This is a genomic window from Ruegeria sp. BF7, assembly GCF_056538605.1.
The window spans coordinates 299,268-321,228 of record NZ_JBQFTM010000001.1; the positions used below are offsets into that span (position 1 = coordinate 299,268).

The following is a 21,961-nucleotide window of genomic DNA, read 5'->3' on the forward strand; positions in this document are numbered from 1 at the left end:
CCTTGTGAACTGGGGGAAAACTGAAAGAAACACCAGATCCAACCGCCCTCCGACTTACCCTCAAAGAAGAATGCTGCATAATGGGTGTTTCGGGGGAAAACTCTAATTTGATTTAAGGAGCACATCATGCGCTACTCCTTGTTGTTGGAAGACGCAGAGGGCCTTTCGTATTTTGAAGACCGGGACATTGATCTGGAACTCAAGACCTTTGCCCCGCCCGCCGCGCCTTTCCATGTGTCCGGCGAGTTTGACGCCTCGCGCTTTGTCTTCCTCACATTGCCTGCAGGGTGGAAAGGAATACAGCACCGCTCTCCCAAGCGGCAGCTTGCGACGGTTCTGTCGGGGACGTTTCGCGTTCAGGCGGGGTCGGGTGAGGTTCGCGACTTTACGGCCGGTGATCTGTTCTGGGCAGAGGACATTACCGGAACGGGTCATGCCTCATCCGCCGAAGGGGGCGAACCCGTCAATTTAATGGTTACGCAGTTTTGAGAGAAACCGGTTGCCGCGCACTGTTACATGCCAATCACAGGACATCCATGATCCAATCCTCAACCCTGCGCATCGCCAGCTATAACATCCAGAAATGCGTTGGTCTGGATTTTCGACGGCAACCGCAACGCATCATGCAGGTCATCGAAAGCATGAAGGCGGATATCGTGGTGCTGCAAGAAGCCGATAAACGCCTGCCGCCGCGTCCCGCCGCCTTGCCGCATTTCATGCTGGATGAGGCCGGGTGGCAGATTGTCGATCTGGGCGGCGCGGGCAGTCTGGGCTGGCACGGTAACGCCGTGATTTGGCGTGGGGACGCGATCCGGGTCCGGCAGGCCGGTCACCACGACCTGCCGGGGTTGGAGCCCCGGGGCGCGGTACGGGTAGAGTTCGACACACATATCGGGCCATTGCGGGTGATGGGAATGCATTTGGGGTTGTTGCCTGCGTCCCGGCGCCAGCAGATCACCCATATCCGTCGTTTTGACAATGATCTGGACCATATGCCCACCGTCTGGGCCGGCGATTTCAACGAATGGTCGCGACAACCGGTGCTGGATCACCTAGCCCCTGACATGCGCTTTTTACCGCCCGTTCCAAGCTTCCCGGCCGCGCAACCCTTGGGGGCACTGGACCGGATCGCGCTGGGCGTGGGGCTTGAGGCCGTGGTGCATGGCGTCCACGATGCGCGGCCAGCGCATATCGCCTCTGACCACCTGCCGATCTGGGCCGATTTGCGGGCGGCGCGGGAAACCGCAATTCCCCGGTAGCGCCAGCCGCCCAGACGTATTAAGACAGAAACCCGAACTACTCTGGGGATCACATATGTCCGACACGATCATCGCCCGATGCGAAGCCAAAGGCCTGCGCATGACCGGCCAGCGCCGCACGATCGCACAGGTTTTGCAACAAAGCGAAGATCATCCGGATGTCGAGGAACTCTATTCCCGCGCCTCCAGGGTGGATTCGGGGATTTCCATCGCTACCGTCTATCGCACCGTGAAACTGTTCGAAGAGGCCGGGATTCTTGAGCGTCTGGAATTCGGTGACGGGCGCGCGCGCTATGAAGATGCCGAGCGTGACCACCACGATCACCTGATCGACATGCAATCGGGCGAGGTGATCGAATTCGTAGACCCCGAGATCGAAGCGCTGCAGGAAAAAATAGCCGCCAAACTGGGCTATAAGCTGAAGGGCCACCGGCTGGAACTGTACGGCGTGCCGCTGGACCAGGACTGATCCATCACCAAACTCGAACGGCAGGCCCACGGGAAATCATGATTTCCCGTGGGATAATGCTTGCTTGAATGAGTGTCTTGCGTTTTGGGTGACATAAGGGGCGGCGAATAGGGCCGCAGAGATTTACGGAAATGACCATGAACAACGTAAACGGCATTTTGCTGGTCGTCGGCGCTATGGCGGCTTTTGCGCTTGAGGATATGTTCATCAAGCTGCTGTCGGTCACCGTGCCGACCGGTCAGATCATGGTTGTTCTGGGCGTTGTCTGTGGGATTCTGTTCGGTTTGTTGGCTGTGGTCACCCGCAAGCGCATCCTTGATCCCGTGGCCTGGCAGCCCTTGCCGCTGGCCCGCGCTGCGACCGAGATGGTTGGGGCGCTGACCTTTGTCACCGCGCTGTCGCTGGTTGATCTGTCTACCGTGGCCGCCGTGTTTCAGGCGATGCCGCTGGCCGTCACCATGGGCGCGGCGCTGTTTCTGGGGGAAAAAGTCGGCTGGCGGCGTTGGAGCGCCGTCGGGCTGGGCTTCATCGGCGTTCTGATGATCATTCGGCCGGGATTTGAAGGGTTTCAACCCGACTCCCTGTTCGTGGTGGCAACCGTAATCGCCATCGCCGCGCGGGACCTGATCACCCGCAAGCTTGATCCGCGGGTCGCGTCTTCGGTGGTGGCTTTGCAGGCTTATCTTGCAGTGGCCGTATCAGGTGTGGCGCTGATGGTGTTTTCGGCGCAGCCCGTCATTCCGCTGCAATCGGCGCAACTCGGCCCTTATCTGGGCGCCGTCGGATTCGGTGTGCTTGGGTATTACGGCATCGTCACCGCCATGCGGATCGGCGAGGCTTCGGCCCTGATGCCTTTCCGCTATACCCGGCTGATCTTTTCGATCATGGCAGGGATGCTGATGTTCGGGGAGCGCCCTGATTTCCTGACCTTCGCCGGGGCGGCGTTGATCATGGGGTCGGGCATGTACACCTTTATCCGAGAGCGCAAGCTGGCCCGTGAACTGGCCGTCGCGGCCTGACGGATCGTCGCACGTTGGCGCAAACAGGAACCTGTTAGCCCTAAAGCTCCGATTATATACCTGTTAGCGATAACATGACCGGTTTACTTTTTACCCGGTGATGGTATGAGGCATGCAACTTATTGCAGCCACAGGGACGGGCCTCATGAGCACCATCATCGACATTCACGCACGCGAAATTCTGGATAGCAGGGGTAATCCGACGGTCGAAGTGGACGTGATCCTGGAAGACGGCACCATGGGCCGCGCCGCTGTGCCCTCGGGCGCGTCAACCGGTGCCTATGAGGCGGTGGAAAAGCGTGACGGTGACAAGGCCCGTTACATGGGCAAGGGAGTGCTGGAAGCTGTCGCCGCCGTGAACGGCGAGATCGCCGAAGAACTGGTGGGCTTCGACGCGACCGAACAGGTTGCTATCGACGAGGCGATGATCGAACTGGACGGGACCGAGAACAAGGGCCGGCTGGGTGCCAACGCCATTTTGGGTGTCTCGCTGGCAACCGCCAAGGCGGCGGCGGATTTCACCACGCAGCCTTTGTATCGCTATGTCGGCGGCACCTCGGCCCGCGTTCTGCCTGTGCCGATGATGAACATCATCAATGGCGGCGAGCATGCGGACAACCCGATCGACATTCAGGAATTCATGATCATGCCGACCTCGGCCGCGAATATCCGCGAGGCGGTGCGCATGGGTTCGGAAGTCTTCCACACCCTGAAAAAGGAACTCTCGGCCGCTGGTCTGGCCACCGGCGTCGGTGACGAAGGCGGTTTTGCCCCGAACATTGCCAGCACCCGCGAAGCGTTGGATTTCATTCTGAAGTCCATCGAAAAGGCAGGCTACAAGCCGGGTGAGGAAGTCCATCTGGCGCTGGATTGCGCCGCGACCGAATACTTCAAGGACGGCAAGTACGTGCTGGCGGGCGAGGGGATCTCTCTGAGCTCGGAAGAGAATGCGGCATACCTGGCGGCGCTGGTCAACGACTATCCGATCATCTCGATCGAAGACGGCATGTCCGAGGATGACTGGGACGGCTGGAAGGCCTTGACCGATATGATCGGCGACAAGGTGCAGTTGGTGGGCGACGATCTGTTCGTGACCAACCCCGAGCGTCTGGCAGAGGGGATCGAGCGTGGCTGCGCGAATTCGATGCTGGTCAAGGTGAACCAGATCGGTTCGCTGACCGAGACCCTGCGCGCCGTCGATATGGCCCACCGTGCCCGTTATACCAACGTGATGTCGCACCGCTCGGGCGAGACCGAGGATGCCACCATTGCCGATCTGGCGGTGGCGACCAATTGCGGTCAGATCAAAACCGGCTCGCTGGCGCGGTCGGACCGCTTGGCGAAATACAACCAACTGATCCGCATCGAGGAATCGCTGGGCGAGGTTGCTGAATATGCCGGAGCCTCGATCCTTAAGCGGTAATCCGGCGAACACAGCCCTGCCTGAATCCGGGCAGGGCTTGTCAGGACGGGGACCAGGTCATGGTAGAAGCGTTGATCTTTGACGTATTTGGCACCTGCGTTGACTGGCGTAGTTCCATAGCGCGCGAAGTGGCTACGGTTTTGCCGGAACTGGACGCTCTGGAATTCGCCGATGCGTGGCGGGCGGAATACGATCCCTCCATGGCAGCCATCCGTGAAGGGGGCAGGGGCTATGTGCCCCTGGACGACCTGCACCGCGAAAACCTGGAACTCGTCGCAACCCGATTTGGTGTTACCGTCCCGAACCCCGCCGATCTGACGGCAGCATGGGAAAGACTGGACCCTTGGCCCGATGTGGTCGCCGGTCTGCTAGCGCTGAAACGCAATCGGATCGTCGCACCCTGTTCCAATGGCTCTATTGCGTTGATGACCCGACTTGCGAAGTATGGCGGACTGCCTTGGGACTGTATTCTTGGGGCCGAGATTGCGCGGGATTACAAACCCAAACCACAAGTGTATCAGGCGAGTTGTGCAACGCTGCGTCTGAGCCCCGATCAGGTCATGATGGTCGCCGCGCATAACGATGACCTGTACGCGGCCCGGCAGGCCGGTTTGAAAACCGCTTTTGTGGCCCGCCCGACCGAGCACGGGCCCTCCCAATCCCATGACCTGCAGGCCGAAGGGAATTGGGATATTGTCGCCAAAGATTTTGCAGATCTGGCCGACAGGCTTGGTTAAGAGCGGCTCGCGCCCAAAAAAACTAGAAAAACTTGATTGCGTAACGTCCTAAAAAGGCGGTTACTTTTTCAGAAAACGGACTTTTTGCCGACATAAATCGGGTTATGTGTGAACTTTTTCCTATTTGTATCAAATTGAGCTGACATATTCTGCCGGCAGTACAGAAAGGAGAACACCATGACTGGTTCGAAATTCCTTCTCGTTGCCTCAGTGATCGGCACTGTATTCTTGGCGGCTTGCGCAGGGCCGGATACTTACCCGATTACCGGCGATCCGGTGTCTGCAAATGATCCGGTTCAGAAAATGGACACGCCCACATATATCTTCCGCGGCGAGTCCCGCTAGGCGCTATTGAGCCAATCATGGATATTTGCGATCGTGATGGGGACGTTCGTCAGAGCTTTCTGGTCATCAGCATGTAACGCTCACGCGGTCTGAAGCCGGTGCGCAGATACAGGTTCTGAGTGGCTTCGTTGGTACGGTCGACTTCCAGATGCAGCGCGGTCAGGCCAGCTCCGGCTAAGGCTTTGGGCAGGTCCAGCAGAACTTCGCTCGCGATCCCGCGTCCGCGAACAGCGGGGCGGATGTATATCTCGTCGACAAACCCGTCCATGCCGCCGAATTCAACCGACCAACCGAAAGTCAGGACGATATAGCCCAGCGGTGCGCGGCCGGGTCCGATCAGGTAGATGCAGCCGTGGGGGATACCCTCAAGCAGAGGGGCCAATGCCTCGCGGCGATGGTCGGCGTCCTGCTCAATTCCGGCCTCGGTGTGAAAGGCCGCGACCAGCCCCATCAGGCGATCCAGATCTTCGGGGCGGGCGAGTTTCAGTGCGGCGCTCATAGGCGGGCCAGCCTTTCTGTTAGCAGGTCAAAGAATCCGTCGGCGTCGATTTCGCCCATGAACATGGCGTTGGGCGGATGATCCGTGACACGCCACCAATCCGCGACGGTCATCCCAAGTGTGAGGTCGGATTGCGTTTCGATCTGAACGTTGATGTGGCGACCCGAGAAGAGCTCGGGTCGGATCAGATAGGCAGTCACGCAGGGATCGTGCAACGGCGCGCCCTCAGAGCCGTATTTTTCCTTATCGAACCGTTCGAAGAAATCTGTCATCTCGGCAACCGCATGGCCGACTTTTGAGTCCAGTGCGCGGAAGGCTTCGTTGCGGTGTTTGGTGACCAGGGCATCATGCGTGACATCCAACGGCATCACCACGATATGAACGCCAGATTTAAACACAATTTCAGCAGCTTCCGGATCAACGTAAATGTTGAACTCGGCGGTGGGAGTGATATTGCCGACCTGAAAATACGCCCCACCCATCAACACGATTTCCTGAACGCGATCGATGATGTCGGGCGCTTTCTGGAAAGCGGTGGCAATGTTGGTCAGCGGCCCAAGCGGACAGAGCGTTATCGTCCCGGGTTCATGCGCGCGCAGGGTGTCGATGATAAAGTCGACCGCGTGCCCATCGGTCAGTGGCATCTCGGGGTCGGGCAGCACAGGGCCGTCCAGCCCGGTCTTGCCGTGCACATGCTCGGCTGTCACCAAAGGCCGATTCAAAGGGCGATCACACCCGGCGTAAACAGGGATATCCGTGCGCCCGGCAAGTTCACAGACGATCCGCGCGTTCTTTGCGGTCAGCTCCAGCGGCACGTTTCCGGCCACAGCCGTGATGCCCAGAACATCAATCTCATCCGGGCTGGCCAGCGCCAACAGAATGGCGACGGCGTCGTCCTGTCCGGGGTCGGTGTCGATGATGATTTTGCGGGCTGCCATGCTCTGCCTCCGGGGTATTGAAGCGCGGACACTCGCAAGTGTCACCGCGCTTGTCCAGCGGTTTCAAGCCCCGGTCGTGGCGTCCACAGGCGGGAGTTTGCCGTTGGCGCGATGCTCTTCGGTTTTCACCTCGTCCCAGAGCGCGTCCATCTCGGCTAAATCGCTTTGAGACGGGGTTTTTCCCCGTGCAGCCAAACGTGTCTCGACCTGTTCGAACCGTCGCGTGAACTTGGCGTTGGTGCGGCGCAGGGCGGCCTCGGGCTCGATCCCCAGATGCCTACCCAAATTGACCATCACAAAGAGAAGATCACCGAACTCGTCCTCGAGCGCGTCCTGGTCCATACTGTTGCGCGCCTCTTCCAATTCGGCGGCCTCTTCGGTGATCTTGGCCAGCACATGGCTGGCATCGGGCCAGTCGAATCCGACGCGGGCCGCACGTTTCTGCAGTTTGTGGGCGCGCAAAAGGGCGGGCAGGTTTGCGGCCACCCCGTCCAGTGCGCCTTTCTGCTCTTTGCCTGCGCGCTCGGCGGCTTTGATGGTTTCCCAATCCACGGTCTGCTGTTCGGCGGATTTGTCACGGGATTCGTCGCCGAAGACATGCGGGTGGCGGGCAACCATCTTGTCCGACATCGTGCGTACCACGTCCTGAAAGCTGAAATGCCCTGCTTCTTCAGCCATTTGCGCGTGGAAGACGGATTGGAACAGCAGATCGCCCAACTCTCCCTTCAACTCGTCATAGGCGTTTCGTTCGATAGCGTCCGCGACCTCATAAGCCTCTTCGATCGTGTAGGGCGCGATGGTCGAGAAGTCCTGTTCGATGTCCCACGGGCAGCCGTTTTCTGGGTCGCGCAGGCGGCGCATGATTTCCAGCAAACGCTCGATACCCGCATCGCTGTCATGGATCAGAGGATTTTCGGCCATTGCGAACCCTTTCTTTCCGGTGTCAGATGCATCCATTCCGCAGTCAGGATCAGGAGTCCACCCCAGATGCCCGTCGTCAACCGAATTGCCGATTTCTCTGCCGATATGGCCGCGTGGCGGCAGCACCTGCATTCCATCCCCGAACTAGAGTTTGAATGTCATGAGACGGCAGCCTTTGTCGCAGAGCGCTTGCGTGAATTTGGCGTGGATGAAATGCACGATGGGATCGCCAAAACCGGTATTGTGGCAATCATCAACGGGCAGACCGAAGGCCCGACCATCGGCTTGCGTGCCGATATGGATGCGTTGCCGATCCCCGAGGAGACCGGTGTCGAATATGCCTCGAAGAAGCCCGGCAAGATGCACGCCTGCGGCCACGACGGGCACACCGCGATGTTGCTGGGGGCCGCACGTTATCTGGCTGAGACACGGAACTTTGCGGGCCGCGTCGCGTTGATTTTTCAACCTGCCGAAGAAGATGGCGGCGGTGCCGGTGTAATGGTCGAAGAGGGGATCATGGACCGGTTCGACATTTCTGAGATCTATGCGCTGCACAATGCGCCGGGGATTCCTGTGGGAGATTTTCACACGACACCGGGTCCAATTATGGCAGCGGTGGACACGTTTCACGTTTATATTCAGGGGGTTGGTGGGCACGGGGCTATGCCGCATGAGACACGCGATCCTGTGATGGCCGCCTGTGGTATCGCGCAGGCGATCCAGACCATTGTCAGCCGAAACCACTATGCTTTGGATGATCTGGTCGTCTCGGTCACGCAAATCCACACCGGTACAGTTAATAACGTGATTCCGGATACGGCCTACATCAACGGTACCGTGCGTACCTTTGATCCGGCCGTTCAGAAAATGGTAATGGAACGGATGGAGCAGATCGTGCAGGGGCAGGCGGCCTCTTACGGGGTTGAGGCCCGGTTTGACTATGAGGTGAATTACCCAGCCACGATCAACGACGTTGAAAAGGCAGGTTTCGCCGCTGGCGTGGCCCGCGAAATCTCAGGCGCTGACCGCGTGACTGCCAATGCGGGTCGCGAGATGGGGGCCGAGGATTTCTCGTACATGCTGCAAGCTAGACCGGGCGCCTATCTGTTCCTTGGGCAGGGCGAGGGAGCTGGTCTGCACCATCCGAAATACAATTTCAACGACGAGATCGCGCCGGTGGGAGCTTCGTTCTTTGCACGGATCGTGGAAAAGGCGCAGCCGCTGGGTTGATAGGGGAAAGACATGGCACTGGAAGACGCAAAAAATCAGGTGGATGAGGCGTTCACCAACCCGGACCTCAAAGGGTTGTCATTCGAGAACACCTTTGGCGGCGCTACCTCGTTTCTGCGGCGGCTTTACACCAAGGATCTGAAGGGTGTCGATATTGCCGTGACCGGTGTGCCGTTCGACCAGGCGGTGACCAACCGCCCCGGCACCCGGCTGGGGCCCCGGGCCATCCGAGAGGCCAGCGCGCTGCAATCACCGGATGCGCCCTATGGCTGGCCATTTGATGCGCTCAGCGAGTTGGCTATCGTGGACTATGGGGATGTGGCCTATGACTACGCCAATATCCCGGCTTTTCCGGATACTCTGACCGATCACATCCGAACCATTCTGGAGGCCGACGTGGCCTCGGTTTCACTGGGTGGGGATCACTATATCAGCTTCCCGATCCTGAAAGCCTATGCCGAGAAATACGGCCCCATGTCTCTGCTGCAATTCGATGCGCATACGGATACCTGGGCCGATGACGACATGACCCGCGTGGATCACGGAACCATGTTCTACAAGGCGGTTAAGTCGGGGATCGTCGACCCCAAACGCTCGGTTCAGGTTGGCATCCGCACCACCAACGAGGATACGTTGGGTGTCAATATCATCGACGCACGCGAGGTTTACGAGTCCGGCCCCGCCGCCGTGGCGCAAAAGATCAAGGGCATCCTCGGCGACAGCCCTGTTTACCTGAGCTTTGACATCGACGGCCTGGACCCGGCTTTTGCTCCCGGCACCGGCACACCAGTCTGGGGCGGGCTGAGTTCCATTCAGGCGCAGATCATCCTGCGCGACATCGCCGGGATCAACATCAAGGGCGGCGACGTAGTCGAGGTCTCTCCACCCTATGATACATCCGGCGCAACGGCGATTGCCGGGGCTCATGTGGCGACCCAGATCATTTGCCTTTTGGGGTGGAACAAGCTGGTATGAAAATCCAAAAGGCGCTGATCTGGTGCTGCATAGTTACGATTGGCCTGCCCATAGGCTATTTCGGACGTGAATATTTTCACCAACCCGTGGACCGTGTTCAATCCGCGCTTGATCTGTTTGAAACGTATTGCTTACCGTTCGCAGAAGGACGATTTCTTGAGCCAGATGAGGCACTTGTTCCGTTAAGGTCGGTAGAAGGTTATACTTGGGCCGATCCTCAATCCGTGATGCTGCTACGCTATTCGCGACGAGAATGTAGTTTAACGGACACGCTGCGCGCGTTAGATGCGCGATCTGCGAAGGAGATGGATGAGCGGGTCTCGGTTTTTGTCGAAAGAGTGTTTTCACATCTGGTCCGCGACCCTGAAGGCTTAATCGAGGCATGGCCGGCATTTATGGTTTGGCAGAGCCACCCTCGAGACGACAAAAGACGCCGCATAGTGGTTTATGCGCGGTGGGATTTTGATGAAGACGCACAGATGTCGTTAAGCTTTTCTTATCCAAATAATGATGATGTTTCGGAAAATTTGCGCGAACTTCGAAAGGGTTCGTAAAGCAAACACTCTGGGGCTTGTCGAGGAAGAAAATGACTGACTTTAACCAACCCATCAGCGGCAATGATCTGGCGCGGTTTTCTGGGCCGAATACATTCATGCGCTTGCCGCAGGCGGATACGTTGGCCGGGCTGGATGTGGCCGTTCTGGGCATTCCGATGGATATCGGTACCTCGTGGCGGTCGGGTACGCGGTTCGGGCCAAAGCAAATTCGCAGTGAAAGTGCGATGATCCGGCCCTATAACATGGCCAACTCCGCGGCGCCGTTCGACAGTCTGCAAATTGCGGATATCGGCGATCTGGCGATCAATACGTTTTCGTTGGCCGATAGCCTTAAGATCATCAAGGAAAGCTATGACGCCATTCTGGCGCAGGGTGTGACACCCGTTGCGATGGGAGGGGACCACTCGATCACCCTGCCGATCCTGCGGGCAATCGCGGCCAAACACGGCCCGGTGGCGTTGGTGCATGTTGACGCCCATGCGGATGTGAATGACGAGATGTTCGGCGAAAAGGAAACCCACGGTACAGTGTTTCGTCGCGCCTACGAAGAAGGGCTGATCGTCCCCGACAAGACCTTCCAGATCGGCATTCGCGGCTCGGGCTATGCTGCCAGCGATTTTACCGAGGCCAAGGGCTGGGGCTTCCGCCAGTTCCCGGCGTGGGAGTTGTGGCAGCAGAACCTGACTGAGATCGGTTCACAAATCCGCAAAACGGTCGGGGACCACCCAACCTATATTTCCTATGACATCGACAGCCTGGACCCGTCCTTTGCACCCGGCACCGGCACACCCGAGATCGGAGGCCTGACGACACCGCAGGCGCTGCAACTGATCCATGCACTGGCCGGAATGAACGTGGTGGGCTGCGATCTGGTTGAGGTTTCTCCGCCCTATGACCCCTCGGGCAACACGGCGCTGACGGCCGCGAACCTGCTGTTCGAGATGCTGTGCATCCTGCCCGGCGTGACGCAACGGTAGGGGGATCGCTACCTTGTCCGGCGCGCCGTTGCGAATAATGCTTTCGAAAAGAACGGATTCGGGATGAAGAAGAAGGTGTTTTGGCTGATCGTCGGTTCGGTGGTGCTTGTGGGTGCCTATATTCGTTTGGCCCCATCCGACCCCGGGATATGGCATGTGGCACCTGTGGGCGGGGCCGATCTCGACATGCAAGGCGGCGCCCTTCGGGTGATAGAAACCGGGCCGGACGGCCTGGCCCGGCTGGACGCCATTGCAAAGGCGACGCCACGCACCACGGTGCTGGCCGGATCGGTGGATGAGGGGATGATCACCTATGTCACCCGAACCAAGGTGATCGGTTTTCCCGATTACACAACCGTTCAGCAGGACGAGGATACACTTCGAATCCACGCCCGCCTGAGGTTCGGCCGGAAGGATTTTGGCGTGAACAAAACCCGGGTCGATGGGTGGCTGGCGGTTCTTCAATAGGTTGAATTCACGTAATTTATTCCCATATGGGTAGTATGAGTGACTATGAAAGAAAGTGTCAACGCGCAACTGCGGAGCTGGAGAATGCGGGACTACAGGAAAGGGGTGTGACGCCGCCGATTACCCGTATTCTCAGGAAAATCGGGTTCGAGCCACGACCTCAGTATTACCGAACGACAGTATCTCGATTTGCCTATGATCCACTGATCCTTGGTGGCGTTTGGGGGTTGGCAATGTTCTTGGTGACCGATGTTCCAATGTGCTTGCTGGCGATGTTCGTTCTGATGTCCGCTGCATTCGGTTATTTTCTTACGGGATTGTCCGAAATCACGATCCTTCGGCAGCGCAAGCGGCAGAATTTAAGCAACTGGGAAGACTTTTGACACCTATAGGGCGCTAGCAAGATTATTGGGCGCGTCCGGGGTAGGCCTGTCAGTTTGTAAATTTGAAGACAAACACCCCTCCTGCACCTCGCGCCACATCGGTACATTCAGCGACATCTGGCACTGGGCGGTGAACATGCGTCCATCGACCTGCAGGCAGATCATCTCGCCCAACTCGATGCGCGATCCCGATTTATCGGTGCAATAACAGTCTTGTACCTTGCCTTTGGGGCCGACAACATCGGCCATGGCAGGGGTCGCGCACAGCAGGAATACAAGCGCCAAACGTGTCATACGCGTCAGCTTAGCACAGGGACGGCACTTGACCAAAGCTTCGGATTGATAGACACCGCGCGAATGATCCCCGAAGAACGCCTTGAACAGATAACCCAGCGATTCCAGTACCTCGAAGCGGCCATGGCAGACGGCGCCTCGGGCGGCGATATTGCGGCTTTGGCCAAGGAATACTCGGACCTCAAGCCGGTAGTTGATCAGATCATGGCCTGGCGGCAGCTGGTCGCCAATCTGGCCGAGGCCGAGGTGATGCTGGCCGACCCCGACATGAAAGAACTGGCCGAGGAGGAAATCCCCGACCTTCAGGCCCGCATCCCCCAGGCGGAACACGCCTTGCAACTGGCGCTGCTGCCCCGGGATAAGGCCGATGCCCGGCCCGCGATGCTGGAAATCCGTCCGGGCACCGGCGGGGACGAGGCAGCCCTGTTCGCAGGCGACTTGCTGCGCATGTATCAGCGCTATGCCGAAGCACGCGGATGGCAGTTCGAGATTATCGAGGAACAGGCGTCGGACTTGGGCGGGATCAAAGAAGTGGTGGCCCATATAAAGGGCGACAATGTCTTTGCCCGGTTGAAATACGAATCCGGAGTACACCGGGTGCAGCGTGTCCCGGAAACCGAAAGCGGCGGGCGCATCCATACATCGGCCGCCACCGTCGCGGTTCTACCCGAGGCCGAGGATGTGGACATCCAGATTGATGCCAATGACATTCGCATCGACACCATGCGTAGTTCCGGCGCGGGCGGGCAGCACGTGAACACCACAGATTCGGCTGTGCGGATCACGCACCTACCGACCGGTCTGGTGGTGACCAGTTCCGAGAAGTCTCAGCATCGCAACCGCGAGATCGCGATGCAGGTGCTGAAAACGCGCCTGTATGATCTGGAGCGGCAACGCATCGACGGCGAACGCTCTGCGGATCGTGCCAGTCAGGTGGGTTCGGGCGACCGGTCCGAACGGATCAGAACCTATAACTTCCCGCAGGGCCGTATGACAGATCACCGCATTAATCTGACGCTGTATAAGCTGGATCAGGTCATGCAGGGCGATCTGGACGAGGTAATCGACGCGCTGACCGCCGACGATCAGGCGCGTTTGCTGGCGGAGATGGCGCAATGATCGCAGCTTTGACAGCAGCGCAGGCAATGGTCGTCGCCACCGCGCGCCTGCGTGCCGCAGGGGTGGCCGATCCGGCGCGGGACGCACGGGTATTGCTGGCCCATGCCGCACGGATCGAGGCCAGCCGTGTCACGCTGATCGCGCCCGAGGAACTCTCGCCCGAAATTGCCGAACGCTATGACCAGTTGATCTCGCTGCGGGCCATTCGGGTGCCGGTGTCGCATCTGTTGGGTGAGCGTGAATTCTATGGTCGCCAGTTTCGTGTCAGCCGTGACGTGCTGGACCCGCGGCCCGAAACCGAGACCCTGATCGAGGCGGCGCTAAGCGAACCGTTCGAGCATGTGCTGGACCTGGGCACTGGCTCCGGCTGCATCCTGATCACGTTGCTGGCCGAGCGCACCAGCGCCAGTGGGATCGGTGCGGATTTGAGCGAATCCGCCTGTTTGCAAGCCAGCGCCAACGCGGTACAGCATCAGGTGCAGGGACGCGTTGAGATATTGCGCTCGGACTGGTTTGAGAACATTGAAGGCGAATTCGACCTGATTGTTTCAAATCCACCGTATATTTCGCTTTCCGAAATGGACGACCTGTCGCCCGAAGTGCGTGAGCATGAGCCCCGGATGGCCCTGACGGATGAGGGCGACGGGCTTGGCGCATACCGCCATATTGCGGCCGCAGCGCCGGATTTCCTGATGTCGGGTGGGCGGATTCTGGTAGAAATTGGCCCGACACAGGGTCAAAGCGTCGCATCCTTGTTTCAGGCGGCGGGATTGGCCGAAACGCGTATCATTCCCGATCTGGATGGCCGTGATCGTGTAGTTCTTGCCAGATTGCCGTAAATACGGCGTGAGGTGAGGCTGAAAAACGCCGATTAATGTAAAAAAGCTGCAAATTTTTGGACAAACCTCTTGTCTGCGCGCGCTGGACATGCTTACTCAGAGATAGTCGGAGAGGTTGACGCTGTTTCAGCGGGCCCCTGACGCCAAGCCCAAAAAAGTCGACATCGCGTGACGGCTAAAGCCATTGAGCAGTGCAGGACGCGACTTCATCGGCACCGAATGACAAGGCTGACGTAAAGTAAGATGAGATCTTCCAAATCCCGCTCGCGGGCCAAGAATAACCGCAATCGTCCTTCTGGCGGCAACGTTGTTAACCGGGTTTTTGACAGCTCGGGTCCTGAAGGCAAGGTGCGCGGTACGCCCCAGCAAATCATTGATAAATACAATCAGTTGGCGCGCGATGCACAGCTGTCGAATGACCGTGTGGCTGCCGAAAATTTTCAGCAGCACGCCGAGCATTACCTGCGCCTTCTGAGTGAAGCGCAGCGCGAGATGGAAGCGCGTCGCGAGGAGCAGGAGCGCCAGAATCGCGAGCGGCAGGCCGAGCGTGACCGCGAACGCGCCGAACGCCAGGAACGCGAAGCGGCCCGCCAGGCCGACCCGGCCGATGCGCCGCAGCCCGACGTGATGGATTTCGGCGCGCCCGAGGCCGCACCCGAAAGCGGTTTGGTCGAGACGCCGGAAAACAAAGGGTCCGAGTCGGCCCCGGCACCGGAGAAGAAGGAAAAACCTGCTCGTAAGCCCCGGGCTCGTAAACCCAAAGCACCGCCTGCCGAGGATGCGCCCAAGACGGATGGGGACGCGCCGGAAGCAGCCGAGTAAGCGCTGGTACGGAAATTGCAGAAGCCCCGGGATTTCCGGGGCTTTTTCATTTGTACTCAGCCTTTTTTCACTTCACGGGCCAGCGCGCAGAATGCCTCAAGCGGTACTTGCTCGGCCCGTTCCGTGGGCTGGATACCAGCCGCCAAAAGACGATCTTCAATATCCGAGGCGACGCCTTTCAATGAGGCGCGCAGCATCTTACGGCGCTGGTTGAAGGCTGCCGCGACGACGCGTGACAGGGTCGCGGCGTCGGCAGGATAGCGGGGCTCGGGCAGAGCAGTCAGGTGCACCACCGCGCTCGACACTTTTGGCGGCGGGGTGAAGGCACCGGGGGGCAGGGACATGGCGATACGCGCCTCGGCCCGCCATTGGGCGAGGATGGCGAGGCGGCCATAGGCCTTGCTGCCAGGCTGGGCGACGATACGCTCGGCGACCTCGCGCTGGAACATCAGGGTGAGGCTCTGCCAGAAGGGCGGCCATTCGGGTGGGGTCAACCAGCGGACCAGCAACTCAGTGCCAACGTTATAGGGCAGATTGGCCGCTATTCGTATCGGCGGGGTCAGGTGCGCCAGCGGGTCGATTTCCAATGCGTCACCATTGATCACCTCGAGCCGACCGGGATTGGCGGCGGCGATGTCGTTCAAGGCGGCGATGCAGCGGGTGTCTTTTTCGACCGCCACGACTTTGCGCGCGCCTTCGGATAGCAGCCCGCGGGTCAAACCTCCGGGACCGGGGCCGATTTCCAGCACGTCGCAACTCGTCAGGTCTCCGGCCTGACGCGCGATCTTGGCGGTCAGGTTCAGGTCCAGCAGGAAGTTCTGGCCCAGCGACTTGCGGGCTGAGAGCTGGTGTGCTGCGATGACCTCGCGCAGAGGGGGGAGGTTGTCTATTGCGCTCATGATCCGGTTACCGTGGCGCGGGTTTCGGGTAATGCGCCAGAGATTTTTTGACTCTGGCGGGGATATTTGGAGCCAAGTGAAGGATCAAGAGCTTTGTGCCATGCGTTGCGCGAGTTTCAGGGCCTCAATCAGGCTGGTGGGTGTGGCGACGCCTTTTCCCGCGATATCAAGCGCGGTGCCGTGGTCGGGTGAGGTGCGAATGAAGGGCAGGCCCAGCGTCACGTTCACGCCGCGATCAAAATCCAGCGTCTTGATCGGGATCAGCGCCTGATCGTGATACATCGCGATCGCCGCGTCATAAGTCGCGCGAGCGGCGGCGTGGAACATCGTATCCGCGGGGTGCGGGCCGGTGACCGTGTAGCCGTCGGTGGTCAGTGTTTCAATCAGCGGGGTGATCCAGTCCAGCTCTTCCCGGCCCATCTTGCCGCCTTCGCCCGCATGAGGGTTCAGTCCCGCAACGGCGATGCGGGGATGTGAGATACCGAACTGGCGGCGCAGGCCGTCGGCAGTGATGGAGATGGTTTCGCACAGCAGATCCGGTGTCAGGGCCGAGGGTACTTGCGAAAGAGGGATATGAATGGTTGCGGGCACCACGCGCAATTGGTCGCTGGCCAACATCATCACCACGTGTTTGCGATCCGCGAGGGTGGCCAGAAACTCTGTATGGCCGGGATAGCCAAACCCCGCCCCGTCGATCAGGGCCTTCTTGTGGATGGGCGCAGTGCATAGCGCCGAGGCCGCACCGGATCGTACCAGCGAGACACCCTGTTCAATAGCGTCGATGACGTAGGGCGCGTTGGCCGGGTCCGGCTGACCCGGAACGTTGGGGGCAGGAAACTCCAGATGCAGAGCCGGCAGGGCGTTGGCGCAGATATTCGCCGCCTCGGAAGGGTGCGTGATGCGCGCAACCGGTGTGTCGGACGGCAAATGGGTGGCGTCACCGATATAGAAAAACGGGCAGGTGTCGCGCAGTTCCGACCAGGCTTTGGCTGCGATTTCCGGACCTATACCGGCCGGGTCTCCGCAGCTGAGCGCGATCGGGGTTGTCATTGTTCGATTATGGTTGCTTCGGCGCGAAGCTGCGCCAGCAGGCTGTTCGCAAAGGCCTCGAGCCGTTGTTGGGTAAGCGCGTTTGCCACGTCTGTGCGCGTCGTCTCTTCGCCCAGGTCGCGGGTACGGGTGCAGAGCATCAGGAACATCAATGTCTGGCCGTTGTTTCGGGTCAGCGTTGTGGAGACTTCGTTCAGATCCAGCTTGGCAAGCTCCAGCGCCACATCGCGGGGGATCTCGCCAGGGCTGGCCTGAATACGCTGCAGCACTTCGGCGGGCTGATCCTTGGCAATGCCGTAGAGGTCATCGCAATTGTCGATCTCTTCCCTCAGCCGGGCCGCCTTGGCCAAGGTGTCGGCACTGCGGCCACCGGGCATGTTGTAGACTGCATAATCAATTTCGGAATAGCGGGTGGTGCCTGTCGCAACCTCGCGCAGGCCGCGCATCTGGAACAGAGCGATGGCATTGGGCAGGGTCAGTGGTTGGGTGATATCGCCGTTTTTCAGCCCGATGATCACCGGTTGCAGCGCCGGTGGCAGGCTCGAGAGGTTCAGCCAGTCCAACCGTCCGCCATTATCGCGCGTGGCAGCGGCCGAATATTGAGTCGCTGCAGCTGAAAAAGCATCAAAGCCTTCCAACTGGGAAATCTCCTCGGCCAGCAACTCGGCCTGTGCCACGGTCTGCTGGTTCACCGGGATGATGATTTCTGACAACAGGACCTGCAGGCCGCCGCTGTCGGTTTGTCCCAGCGCGCGGTTGATCTCGTCATCGGTCGGGCGCGCCTGCGACAGGAAACGCGCGCTGACATAGTCGCGCCAGGTAATTTGATCGGCGACGAAATCACGAACTGTTTCACGATCGACGCCCTGATCGGCCAGCAATTGCAGGAACTGATCGGTCGACAACTGTCCTCGCGCGGCAAATTCGTCGATGCCGACTTGAATGTCTTCGGGCGCGGCCTGAACTCCGGCGTCGCGCATGACCTGTTTGCGCAGCCGCTCGTCTATCAAAGTCTTGCGCACTGCGTCCTCAGACGCGCCGGGTGCACCCAGAGCGGTCAGGAACTGTTGCCGCTGGTCCAGCTCGTACCACGTGATGATATCCTGGTTGACCTTGATCGCCGGCGAAAACAGGCTTTGCGCATCGGCCTGAGGCGACGTCAAAGCCAGCATTGCCCCGACCAGCAAAGGGGTGACCGGTTTTAGCCAACCGGAGCGAAGGAAACTGGTGAAACCTGAAATCAACTGCATCTTCTCTTGTACTGTTGGCCGCCACTGTTAACGGAATAACCCGTCAGGGCTACGGTAAAGCCGAATTCTGTCGAAGGCTCAATACTTGATGACGAGGTATAGCGCCTGCTGACGTTCATGTTAACCTGCACACATTCATTCTGATACGTGACCCCCAACCCATAACGGATCGGTTCGGATTCGCTCAGGTCATAGCGTGCCAGGGCGGTTGTGTTCCAGTTCTGATCCACACGGTAACGTCCGGTCAACCAGACCTCGGAAATCTCGTCATCCACGTTTTCCGCCGGATCGGGCTCTTGCCAGACATAACTGCCGGTGACGCCCATTTCTGATTGCTGCCATGCGGCACGAAGTTCGGCCTTGGCAAAGCTGAAATCCCCGTTCAGAAGGCCGCGTCCGGCCAGAGACCAGCCATTTGGGGTCTGAATCTGACCGGCCAGCAACAGATCCGAGCTCGTGCCCTGCAAACCGGAGGTCAGGTTGAAATTTGGATCCGCATCGGCGCGAAACACCTGGCCGATCGTGGCCAAAGCCCGCCAGTTGCCGGCGGAATAGCGCGACCAGTTGACGCCAATGACGCCGGTCAAGCCGTCTTCGCGCTGGTCCGGTGCCGGAAATCGGGACAATGACAACAGGTTACCCTGATCGAATTCCTGAAAGGTGCTTTCGTCGTTGGGGACATCGTCGTCGGTCACATGGGTCCAGCCAACCTGCGCAATCGGTTCAAGAATCTGGGTCGCTCCGGACGTTTCCCGTTTTCGCATCGGATAGCGCAGCGTCAGCGCCGCACGGGGCGTGGCCCGGGTCACCTGATCTGGGAAATTGCTGTCGTGGCGTATGTTGAACGTATCAACTGACGTACCCACACGCGCCTCAGCCCGCAGACCTGACGCGTAGGTCCAGTTGCGCAGCCATTCCGCATCAAAGGTGGCGCGGGCGATATCGCGGCCGAGGACGTCTTCATCGCTGGTACGCTCATGCGCGTGCGTGATGAAGCTCAGCCGGACCTCGCCGCCCAGAGTCGTGGGGAACATGCGTTTCTGATAGTACAGGTCGAAGATCCGGGACGGGATTTCATCCTGGTTTTCGCTATCGCGCAGAGTTTTGTAGTGGATAAAACTGGTGCGGAAGGCAGTGTCGCGCCTGATCCGCTCAAGGGCGATCTCGCTTCGCAGCCGGTCAAGATCAGGCAGGCCGTAGTCAGCCAGATAGGCGTCGTCGGACGTGGTTCTGACGTTGAACAGGAATCGGTATCCGTCGTTCAGGTTGAACCAGCCATTGGCAAACAGGTATCCCCGATCCTCGCCCTGTTGCAGGTCGTCGCGGGTATATGCGCCCTCAAGCTGGATGCGACCGTTCTTGAACGCCTGCCGATAGCGCAGTCCAAGCGTTTTGGTCTTGGACGAGACATAGGGGGTCAGCGTCAGGTCCTTGTGGTCCCCCAACTTGATGAAATAGGGCACCTGTACTCCGGTTCCCAGTTGTGATGTTGTCCGGATCGATGGCACCAGAAATCCGGTTGCGCGTTCCAGGGTCGGGTCCGGCAGCCGCAAATAGGGGAAATAGAACACAGGCACGTCCAGCACCCGCAGCTGCGCCCCTTCAAAATAGAGCTGACGCTCCAGTTGATCGTGCGTGACTTTTCGCGCGCGAATCTGCCAGATCGGTGGTTTGCCATTGGCGCAGACGTGGCACGAGGTGGCAGAGACCTTGCTGAACTGCGTGTATCTGCCCGCCGCGCGGGTGGCCTGAACCGAGGCGATTTGAACCTGCTGGTCAAACACCATCCGGGCACCGATCAGCAGACCGTTCTGAATACTGTCATCCAGTTCCGCCGAATCTGCCAGGATCGTCGTCGCGCCTGCCTCATCGATCCGGATCGGACCCTCCAGCGACAGCGCACCGGTCTCGCGGTCATAAGTGATGCGGTCGGCAGTGATTTTGACATCGCCCTGAAAGGCCTCGACATTGCCTTCGGCCACCAGCACGCGTTCGGGCGTGATGAAAATCTCGTCCGCGACCAGCAGGGCGGGCTGGTCTTCCTGTTGGACATCCTGCGCCGGACCGGGAGTAGGTTGGGTTTGGCCCACGGCACCGGTTGGCAGTGCCAGAGCAACGGCGCCTGACAGCAGAAGATGGGATATGATCCGCATCAGCCGTCCTCCGCATGAAGCAGAAGGCCGAGGGACAGAAGAATGGCTGCAAAGGGCGGAGCCCAGGCCGCGACGACGATTGGCAATTGACCGTTTTCCCCGAGTATTTGGGCAAAGTTGCGAACGAAATAGATGGCAAAGCCCAGTAGAACGGCGGACAGAACCGCTATGCCAGTGCCGCCAAAGCGCACATGGCGCATGGTGAAGGCCGCGCCGATCATCACCATCGCCATCAGAAATAAGGGCCGCGCAAGCTGTACCTGCAGCCAGACCTCATATTGTTTGGTGGAAAACCCAGCTTCGCGGAGGTCGCGGATCAGTTGAGGCAGGTCGTAGACCGAGACCGAATCCTGCTGACCCAGCGTGTCCAGAATGCGTTGCCGTGTCAGGGTGGTCGGGATTTCGATCTGCGCGTGCGCCTTGGCGACGGCTTCGGGGTTCACGTCATCGGCCAGAGACCAGATTTTTGCGTTGGACAGAATCCACGAACCGTTTGACAGCCGCGCCCGATTGGCAACGATCTGCTGCGTCGGTTTGCCATCCGGCGAAAACGAGATGATTGTTACCCAGATCAGCTCCAGCGTATCAGCATTCGTGGTGCCGCGGGCATGAATAACTGATTGCCCATCTGCCGATCCCTGACGCAGCCAAAGCCCTTCGCTGGTGATGGACAGGACGGAGTCGCCATTGTTCTTATAGGTGTCGGAGAGGCGCCGAAACTCCTCGGACGTGGCGGCGGTAATCGGGTTCAGCAAGGCGACTGCAAGAGCACCGATCACCAGCGCCAGTGTCACGGGCGCCAGCAGCGCCCGGATCCCCGACCGCCCGATGGCGCGGGTCACCACCAGTTCCGAGCTGCGCGCCATCCCGACAAACAGTGCGATGGTAGACAAGATCACCAGCAGCGGAAGCATTTCGCTGATCGCCGCTGGTGTATTCAGCAAGGTCAGGTGCAACAGTGCGCCGAAGGACAGGTTTTCCGAGTCGAACCGGCGGGCCTGTTCGACCAGGTCGATCAGAATCAGCAGGGTCAGGAAAATGCCGCCGATGACCAGAAAGCTTTGAATGAACCGGCGGGCGAAATAGCGGTCGAGGATCACGAATGCGCCTCCGCCCAGCGGGCATTCTTGGGGAAACGGGCGATCATCGGGCCGGATTCACCGTCGCCTGCGCGGATGCGCACCGGCTTATGCCTGCCCTGTCTCGCCAACTCGTTCTCCCCCGATCCTGCCGGAATTTTTCGGGGACTGTAATGCAATTGGTACGCGGGGAAAACTGCTATCTGGTCAAGCCGCCCGGCGCGGGCTAGGTCTTGGGGAACAGATTTTGAGGAGT

General features: G+C 59.3%; 25 protein-coding genes. 16 read left to right on the forward strand and 9 right to left on the reverse strand.

Annotated elements, in window-relative coordinates; genetic code table 11:
• Positions 1–126 precede the first annotated feature (126 nt).
• From ACR0IK_RS01485 to ACR0IK_RS01515, 7 genes are all read left to right on the forward strand, one after another.
• The gene (locus ACR0IK_RS01485) at positions 127–489 is read left to right on the forward strand and encodes a cupin domain-containing protein (RefSeq protein ID WP_480589460.1); all 363 of its coding nucleotides are present in this window, start codon (positions 127–129) and stop codon (positions 487–489) included.
• A 47-nt stretch (positions 490–536) separates the two neighbouring features.
• Positions 537–1,259, forward strand: a complete 723-nt coding sequence (locus ACR0IK_RS01490; protein ID WP_480589458.1) for an endonuclease/exonuclease/phosphatase family protein — start codon at positions 537–539, stop codon at positions 1,257–1,259.
• Positions 1,260–1,314: 55 nt separating this feature from the next.
• Positions 1,315–1,728, forward strand: a complete 414-nt coding sequence (locus tag ACR0IK_RS01495; RefSeq protein WP_480640214.1) for a Fur family transcriptional regulator — start codon at positions 1,315–1,317, stop codon at positions 1,726–1,728.
• A gap of 137 nt (positions 1,729–1,865) precedes the next feature.
• Positions 1,866–2,747: a DMT family transporter gene (locus ACR0IK_RS01500; RefSeq protein WP_480640215.1), complete on the forward strand. Its 882-nt coding sequence runs from the start codon at positions 1,866–1,868 to the stop codon at positions 2,745–2,747.
• A gap of 145 nt (positions 2,748–2,892) precedes the next feature.
• On the forward strand, positions 2,893–4,170 hold the full coding sequence (eno, locus tag ACR0IK_RS01505; protein ID WP_480640216.1) for a phosphopyruvate hydratase: 1,278 nt from the start codon (positions 2,893–2,895) through the stop codon (positions 4,168–4,170).
• A gap of 59 nt (positions 4,171–4,229) precedes the next feature.
• Entirely contained in the window at positions 4,230–4,907 is a 678-nt protein-coding gene (locus ACR0IK_RS01510) for a haloacid dehalogenase type II (RefSeq protein ID WP_480640217.1), read from the forward strand.
• A gap of 177 nt (positions 4,908–5,084) precedes the next feature.
• The gene (locus ACR0IK_RS01515) at positions 5,085–5,252 is read left to right on the forward strand and encodes a hypothetical protein (protein WP_480589448.1); all 168 of its coding nucleotides are present in this window, start codon (positions 5,085–5,087) and stop codon (positions 5,250–5,252) included.
• Between the two features lie 49 nt (positions 5,253–5,301).
• Here ACR0IK_RS01515 and ACR0IK_RS01520 read toward each other — a convergent pair whose 3' ends face one another.
• The 3 genes from ACR0IK_RS01520 to mazG all read right to left on the reverse strand — a co-directional run bounded on the left by ACR0IK_RS01520 (position 5,302) and on the right by mazG (position 7,610).
• Positions 5,302–5,751 carry a GNAT family N-acetyltransferase gene (locus tag ACR0IK_RS01520; protein ID WP_480640218.1) on the reverse strand — a complete coding sequence of 150 codons (450 nt, stop codon included), beginning with the start codon at positions 5,749–5,751 and terminating at the stop codon, positions 5,302–5,304.
• Complete coding sequence (locus ACR0IK_RS01525) at positions 5,748–6,689, reverse strand: nucleoside hydrolase (protein ID WP_480589444.1); 942 nt, start codon at positions 6,687–6,689, stop codon at positions 5,748–5,750. Before ACR0IK_RS01525 ends, ACR0IK_RS01520 begins: the two co-directional genes overlap by 4 nt.
• A gap of 63 nt (positions 6,690–6,752) precedes the next feature.
• Positions 6,753–7,610, reverse strand: a complete 858-nt coding sequence (gene mazG, locus ACR0IK_RS01530; RefSeq protein WP_480589442.1) for a nucleoside triphosphate pyrophosphohydrolase — start codon at positions 7,608–7,610, stop codon at positions 6,753–6,755.
• A gap of 66 nt (positions 7,611–7,676) precedes the next feature.
• Here mazG and ACR0IK_RS01535 point away from each other — a divergent pair, with 66 nt between their 5' ends.
• The 6 genes from ACR0IK_RS01535 to ACR0IK_RS01560 all read left to right on the forward strand — a co-directional run bounded on the left by ACR0IK_RS01535 (position 7,677) and on the right by ACR0IK_RS01560 (position 12,200).
• The gene (locus tag ACR0IK_RS01535; RefSeq protein WP_480640219.1) at positions 7,677–8,840 is read left to right on the forward strand and encodes a M20 aminoacylase family protein; all 1,164 of its coding nucleotides are present in this window, start codon (positions 7,677–7,679) and stop codon (positions 8,838–8,840) included.
• Positions 8,841–8,852: 12 nt separating this feature from the next.
• Positions 8,853–9,815, forward strand: coding sequence for an agmatinase (gene speB, locus ACR0IK_RS01540; protein ID WP_480640220.1), 963 nt, complete (start codon positions 8,853–8,855; stop codon positions 9,813–9,815).
• Positions 9,812–10,369, forward strand: a complete 558-nt coding sequence (locus tag ACR0IK_RS01545) for a hypothetical protein (RefSeq protein WP_480640221.1) — start codon at positions 9,812–9,814, stop codon at positions 10,367–10,369. The genes speB (ACR0IK_RS01540) and ACR0IK_RS01545 overlap by 4 nt, the downstream gene beginning before the upstream one ends.
• 32 nt (positions 10,370–10,401) lie before the next feature.
• Complete coding sequence (gene speB / locus ACR0IK_RS01550; RefSeq protein WP_480640222.1) at positions 10,402–11,349, forward strand: agmatinase; 948 nt, start codon at positions 10,402–10,404, stop codon at positions 11,347–11,349.
• A gap of 63 nt (positions 11,350–11,412) precedes the next feature.
• Entirely contained in the window at positions 11,413–11,817 is a 405-nt protein-coding gene (locus ACR0IK_RS01555) for a DUF1499 domain-containing protein (protein ID WP_480640223.1), read from the forward strand.
• 35 nt (positions 11,818–11,852) lie between these two features.
• Positions 11,853–12,200 carry a DUF6404 family protein gene (locus tag ACR0IK_RS01560; RefSeq protein WP_480640224.1) on the forward strand — a complete coding sequence of 116 codons (348 nt, stop codon included), beginning with the start codon at positions 11,853–11,855 and terminating at the stop codon, positions 12,198–12,200.
• A gap of 3 nt (positions 12,201–12,203) precedes the next feature.
• On the opposite strand, the gene ACR0IK_RS01565 is transcribed toward ACR0IK_RS01560, so the two are convergent.
• Positions 12,204–12,494: a hypothetical protein gene (locus ACR0IK_RS01565; RefSeq protein ID WP_480640225.1), complete on the reverse strand. Its 291-nt coding sequence runs from the start codon at positions 12,492–12,494 to the stop codon at positions 12,204–12,206.
• Positions 12,495–12,557: 63 nt separating this feature from the next.
• Between ACR0IK_RS01565 and prfA the strand changes: the two genes are divergently transcribed.
• The 3 genes from prfA to ACR0IK_RS01580 all read left to right on the forward strand — a co-directional run bounded on the left by prfA (position 12,558) and on the right by ACR0IK_RS01580 (position 15,274).
• Positions 12,558–13,613 carry a peptide chain release factor 1 gene (gene prfA / locus ACR0IK_RS01570; protein ID WP_480640226.1) on the forward strand — a complete coding sequence of 352 codons (1,056 nt, stop codon included), beginning with the start codon at positions 12,558–12,560 and terminating at the stop codon, positions 13,611–13,613.
• On the forward strand, positions 13,610–14,452 hold the full coding sequence (prmC, locus tag ACR0IK_RS01575) for a peptide chain release factor N(5)-glutamine methyltransferase (RefSeq protein WP_480640227.1): 843 nt from the start codon (positions 13,610–13,612) through the stop codon (positions 14,450–14,452). The genes prfA and prmC overlap by 4 nt, the downstream gene beginning before the upstream one ends.
• Before the next feature lie 243 nt (positions 14,453–14,695).
• Complete coding sequence (locus ACR0IK_RS01580; protein WP_480589425.1) at positions 14,696–15,274, forward strand: DUF4167 domain-containing protein; 579 nt, start codon at positions 14,696–14,698, stop codon at positions 15,272–15,274.
• A gap of 56 nt (positions 15,275–15,330) precedes the next feature.
• Here the strand turns inward: ACR0IK_RS01580 and rsmA are convergent, their stop codons facing one another.
• The 5 genes from rsmA to lptG all read right to left on the reverse strand — a co-directional run bounded on the left by rsmA (position 15,331) and on the right by lptG (position 21,726).
• Positions 15,331–16,173: a 16S rRNA (adenine(1518)-N(6)/adenine(1519)-N(6))-dimethyltransferase RsmA gene (gene rsmA, locus ACR0IK_RS01585; protein WP_480640228.1), complete on the reverse strand. Its 843-nt coding sequence runs from the start codon at positions 16,171–16,173 to the stop codon at positions 15,331–15,333.
• Positions 16,174–16,257: 84 nt separating this feature from the next.
• A complete protein-coding gene (gene pdxA, locus ACR0IK_RS01590) occupies positions 16,258–17,223 on the reverse strand; it encodes a 4-hydroxythreonine-4-phosphate dehydrogenase PdxA (protein ID WP_480640229.1) in 966 nt (321 codons plus the stop codon).
• A complete protein-coding gene (locus tag ACR0IK_RS01595; RefSeq protein ID WP_480589419.1) occupies positions 17,220–18,473 on the reverse strand; it encodes a peptidylprolyl isomerase in 1,254 nt (417 codons plus the stop codon). Before ACR0IK_RS01595 ends, pdxA begins: the two co-directional genes overlap by 4 nt.
• Complete coding sequence (locus ACR0IK_RS01600) at positions 18,464–20,626, reverse strand: LPS-assembly protein LptD (protein ID WP_480640230.1); 2,163 nt, start codon at positions 20,624–20,626, stop codon at positions 18,464–18,466. The genes ACR0IK_RS01595 and ACR0IK_RS01600 overlap by 10 nt, the downstream gene beginning before the upstream one ends.
• A complete protein-coding gene (gene lptG / locus ACR0IK_RS01605) occupies positions 20,626–21,726 on the reverse strand; it encodes an LPS export ABC transporter permease LptG (RefSeq protein WP_480640231.1) in 1,101 nt (366 codons plus the stop codon). The genes ACR0IK_RS01600 and lptG overlap by 1 nt, the downstream gene beginning before the upstream one ends.
• Between the last annotated feature and the right edge of the window lie 235 nt (positions 21,727–21,961).

What these genes read in the sequence shown, in the direction of transcription:
- rsmA (WP_480640228.1), bottom strand. Translation starts at nt 16,173, where the DNA reads ATGAGCGCAATAGACAACCTCCCCCCTCTGCGCGAGGTCATCGCAGCA.
- ACR0IK_RS01510 (WP_480640217.1), top strand. Translation starts at nt 4,230, where the DNA reads ATGGTAGAAGCGTTGATCTTTGACGTATTTGGCACCTGCGTTGACTGG.
- ACR0IK_RS01565 (WP_480640225.1), bottom strand. Translation starts at nt 12,494, where the DNA reads ATGACACGTTTGGCGCTTGTATTCCTGCTGTGCGCGACCCCTGCCATG.
- ACR0IK_RS01535 (WP_480640219.1), top strand. Translation starts at nt 7,677, where the DNA reads ATGCCCGTCGTCAACCGAATTGCCGATTTCTCTGCCGATATGGCCGCG.
- prmC (WP_480640227.1), top strand. Translation starts at nt 13,610, where the DNA reads ATGATCGCAGCTTTGACAGCAGCGCAGGCAATGGTCGTCGCCACCGCG.
- mazG (WP_480589442.1), bottom strand. Translation starts at nt 7,610, where the DNA reads ATGGCCGAAAATCCTCTGATCCATGACAGCGATGCGGGTATCGAGCGT.
- ACR0IK_RS01560 (WP_480640224.1), top strand. Translation starts at nt 11,853, where the DNA reads ATGAGTGACTATGAAAGAAAGTGTCAACGCGCAACTGCGGAGCTGGAG.
- ACR0IK_RS01490 (WP_480589458.1), top strand. Translation starts at nt 537, where the DNA reads ATGATCCAATCCTCAACCCTGCGCATCGCCAGCTATAACATCCAGAAA.
- speB (WP_480640220.1), top strand. Translation starts at nt 8,853, where the DNA reads ATGGCACTGGAAGACGCAAAAAATCAGGTGGATGAGGCGTTCACCAAC.
- pdxA (WP_480640229.1), bottom strand. Translation starts at nt 17,223, where the DNA reads ATGACAACCCCGATCGCGCTCAGCTGCGGAGACCCGGCCGGTATAGGT.
- ACR0IK_RS01595 (WP_480589419.1), bottom strand. Translation starts at nt 18,473, where the DNA reads ATGCAGTTGATTTCAGGTTTCACCAGTTTCCTTCGCTCCGGTTGGCTA.
- ACR0IK_RS01520 (WP_480640218.1), bottom strand. Translation starts at nt 5,751, where the DNA reads ATGAGCGCCGCACTGAAACTCGCCCGCCCCGAAGATCTGGATCGCCTG.
- ACR0IK_RS01515 (WP_480589448.1), top strand. Translation starts at nt 5,085, where the DNA reads ATGACTGGTTCGAAATTCCTTCTCGTTGCCTCAGTGATCGGCACTGTA.
- ACR0IK_RS01545 (WP_480640221.1), top strand. Translation starts at nt 9,812, where the DNA reads ATGAAAATCCAAAAGGCGCTGATCTGGTGCTGCATAGTTACGATTGGC.
- ACR0IK_RS01500 (WP_480640215.1), top strand. Translation starts at nt 1,866, where the DNA reads ATGAACAACGTAAACGGCATTTTGCTGGTCGTCGGCGCTATGGCGGCT.
- speB (WP_480640222.1), top strand. Translation starts at nt 10,402, where the DNA reads ATGACTGACTTTAACCAACCCATCAGCGGCAATGATCTGGCGCGGTTT.
- ACR0IK_RS01600 (WP_480640230.1), bottom strand. Translation starts at nt 20,626, where the DNA reads ATGCGGATCATATCCCATCTTCTGCTGTCAGGCGCCGTTGCTCTGGCA.
- ACR0IK_RS01495 (WP_480640214.1), top strand. Translation starts at nt 1,315, where the DNA reads ATGTCCGACACGATCATCGCCCGATGCGAAGCCAAAGGCCTGCGCATG.
- ACR0IK_RS01555 (WP_480640223.1), top strand. Translation starts at nt 11,413, where the DNA reads ATGAAGAAGAAGGTGTTTTGGCTGATCGTCGGTTCGGTGGTGCTTGTG.
- ACR0IK_RS01525 (WP_480589444.1), bottom strand. Translation starts at nt 6,689, where the DNA reads ATGGCAGCCCGCAAAATCATCATCGACACCGACCCCGGACAGGACGAC.
- ACR0IK_RS01580 (WP_480589425.1), top strand. Translation starts at nt 14,696, where the DNA reads ATGAGATCTTCCAAATCCCGCTCGCGGGCCAAGAATAACCGCAATCGT.
- eno (WP_480640216.1), top strand. Translation starts at nt 2,893, where the DNA reads ATGAGCACCATCATCGACATTCACGCACGCGAAATTCTGGATAGCAGG.
- ACR0IK_RS01485 (WP_480589460.1), top strand. Translation starts at nt 127, where the DNA reads ATGCGCTACTCCTTGTTGTTGGAAGACGCAGAGGGCCTTTCGTATTTT.
- prfA (WP_480640226.1), top strand. Translation starts at nt 12,558, where the DNA reads ATGATCCCCGAAGAACGCCTTGAACAGATAACCCAGCGATTCCAGTAC.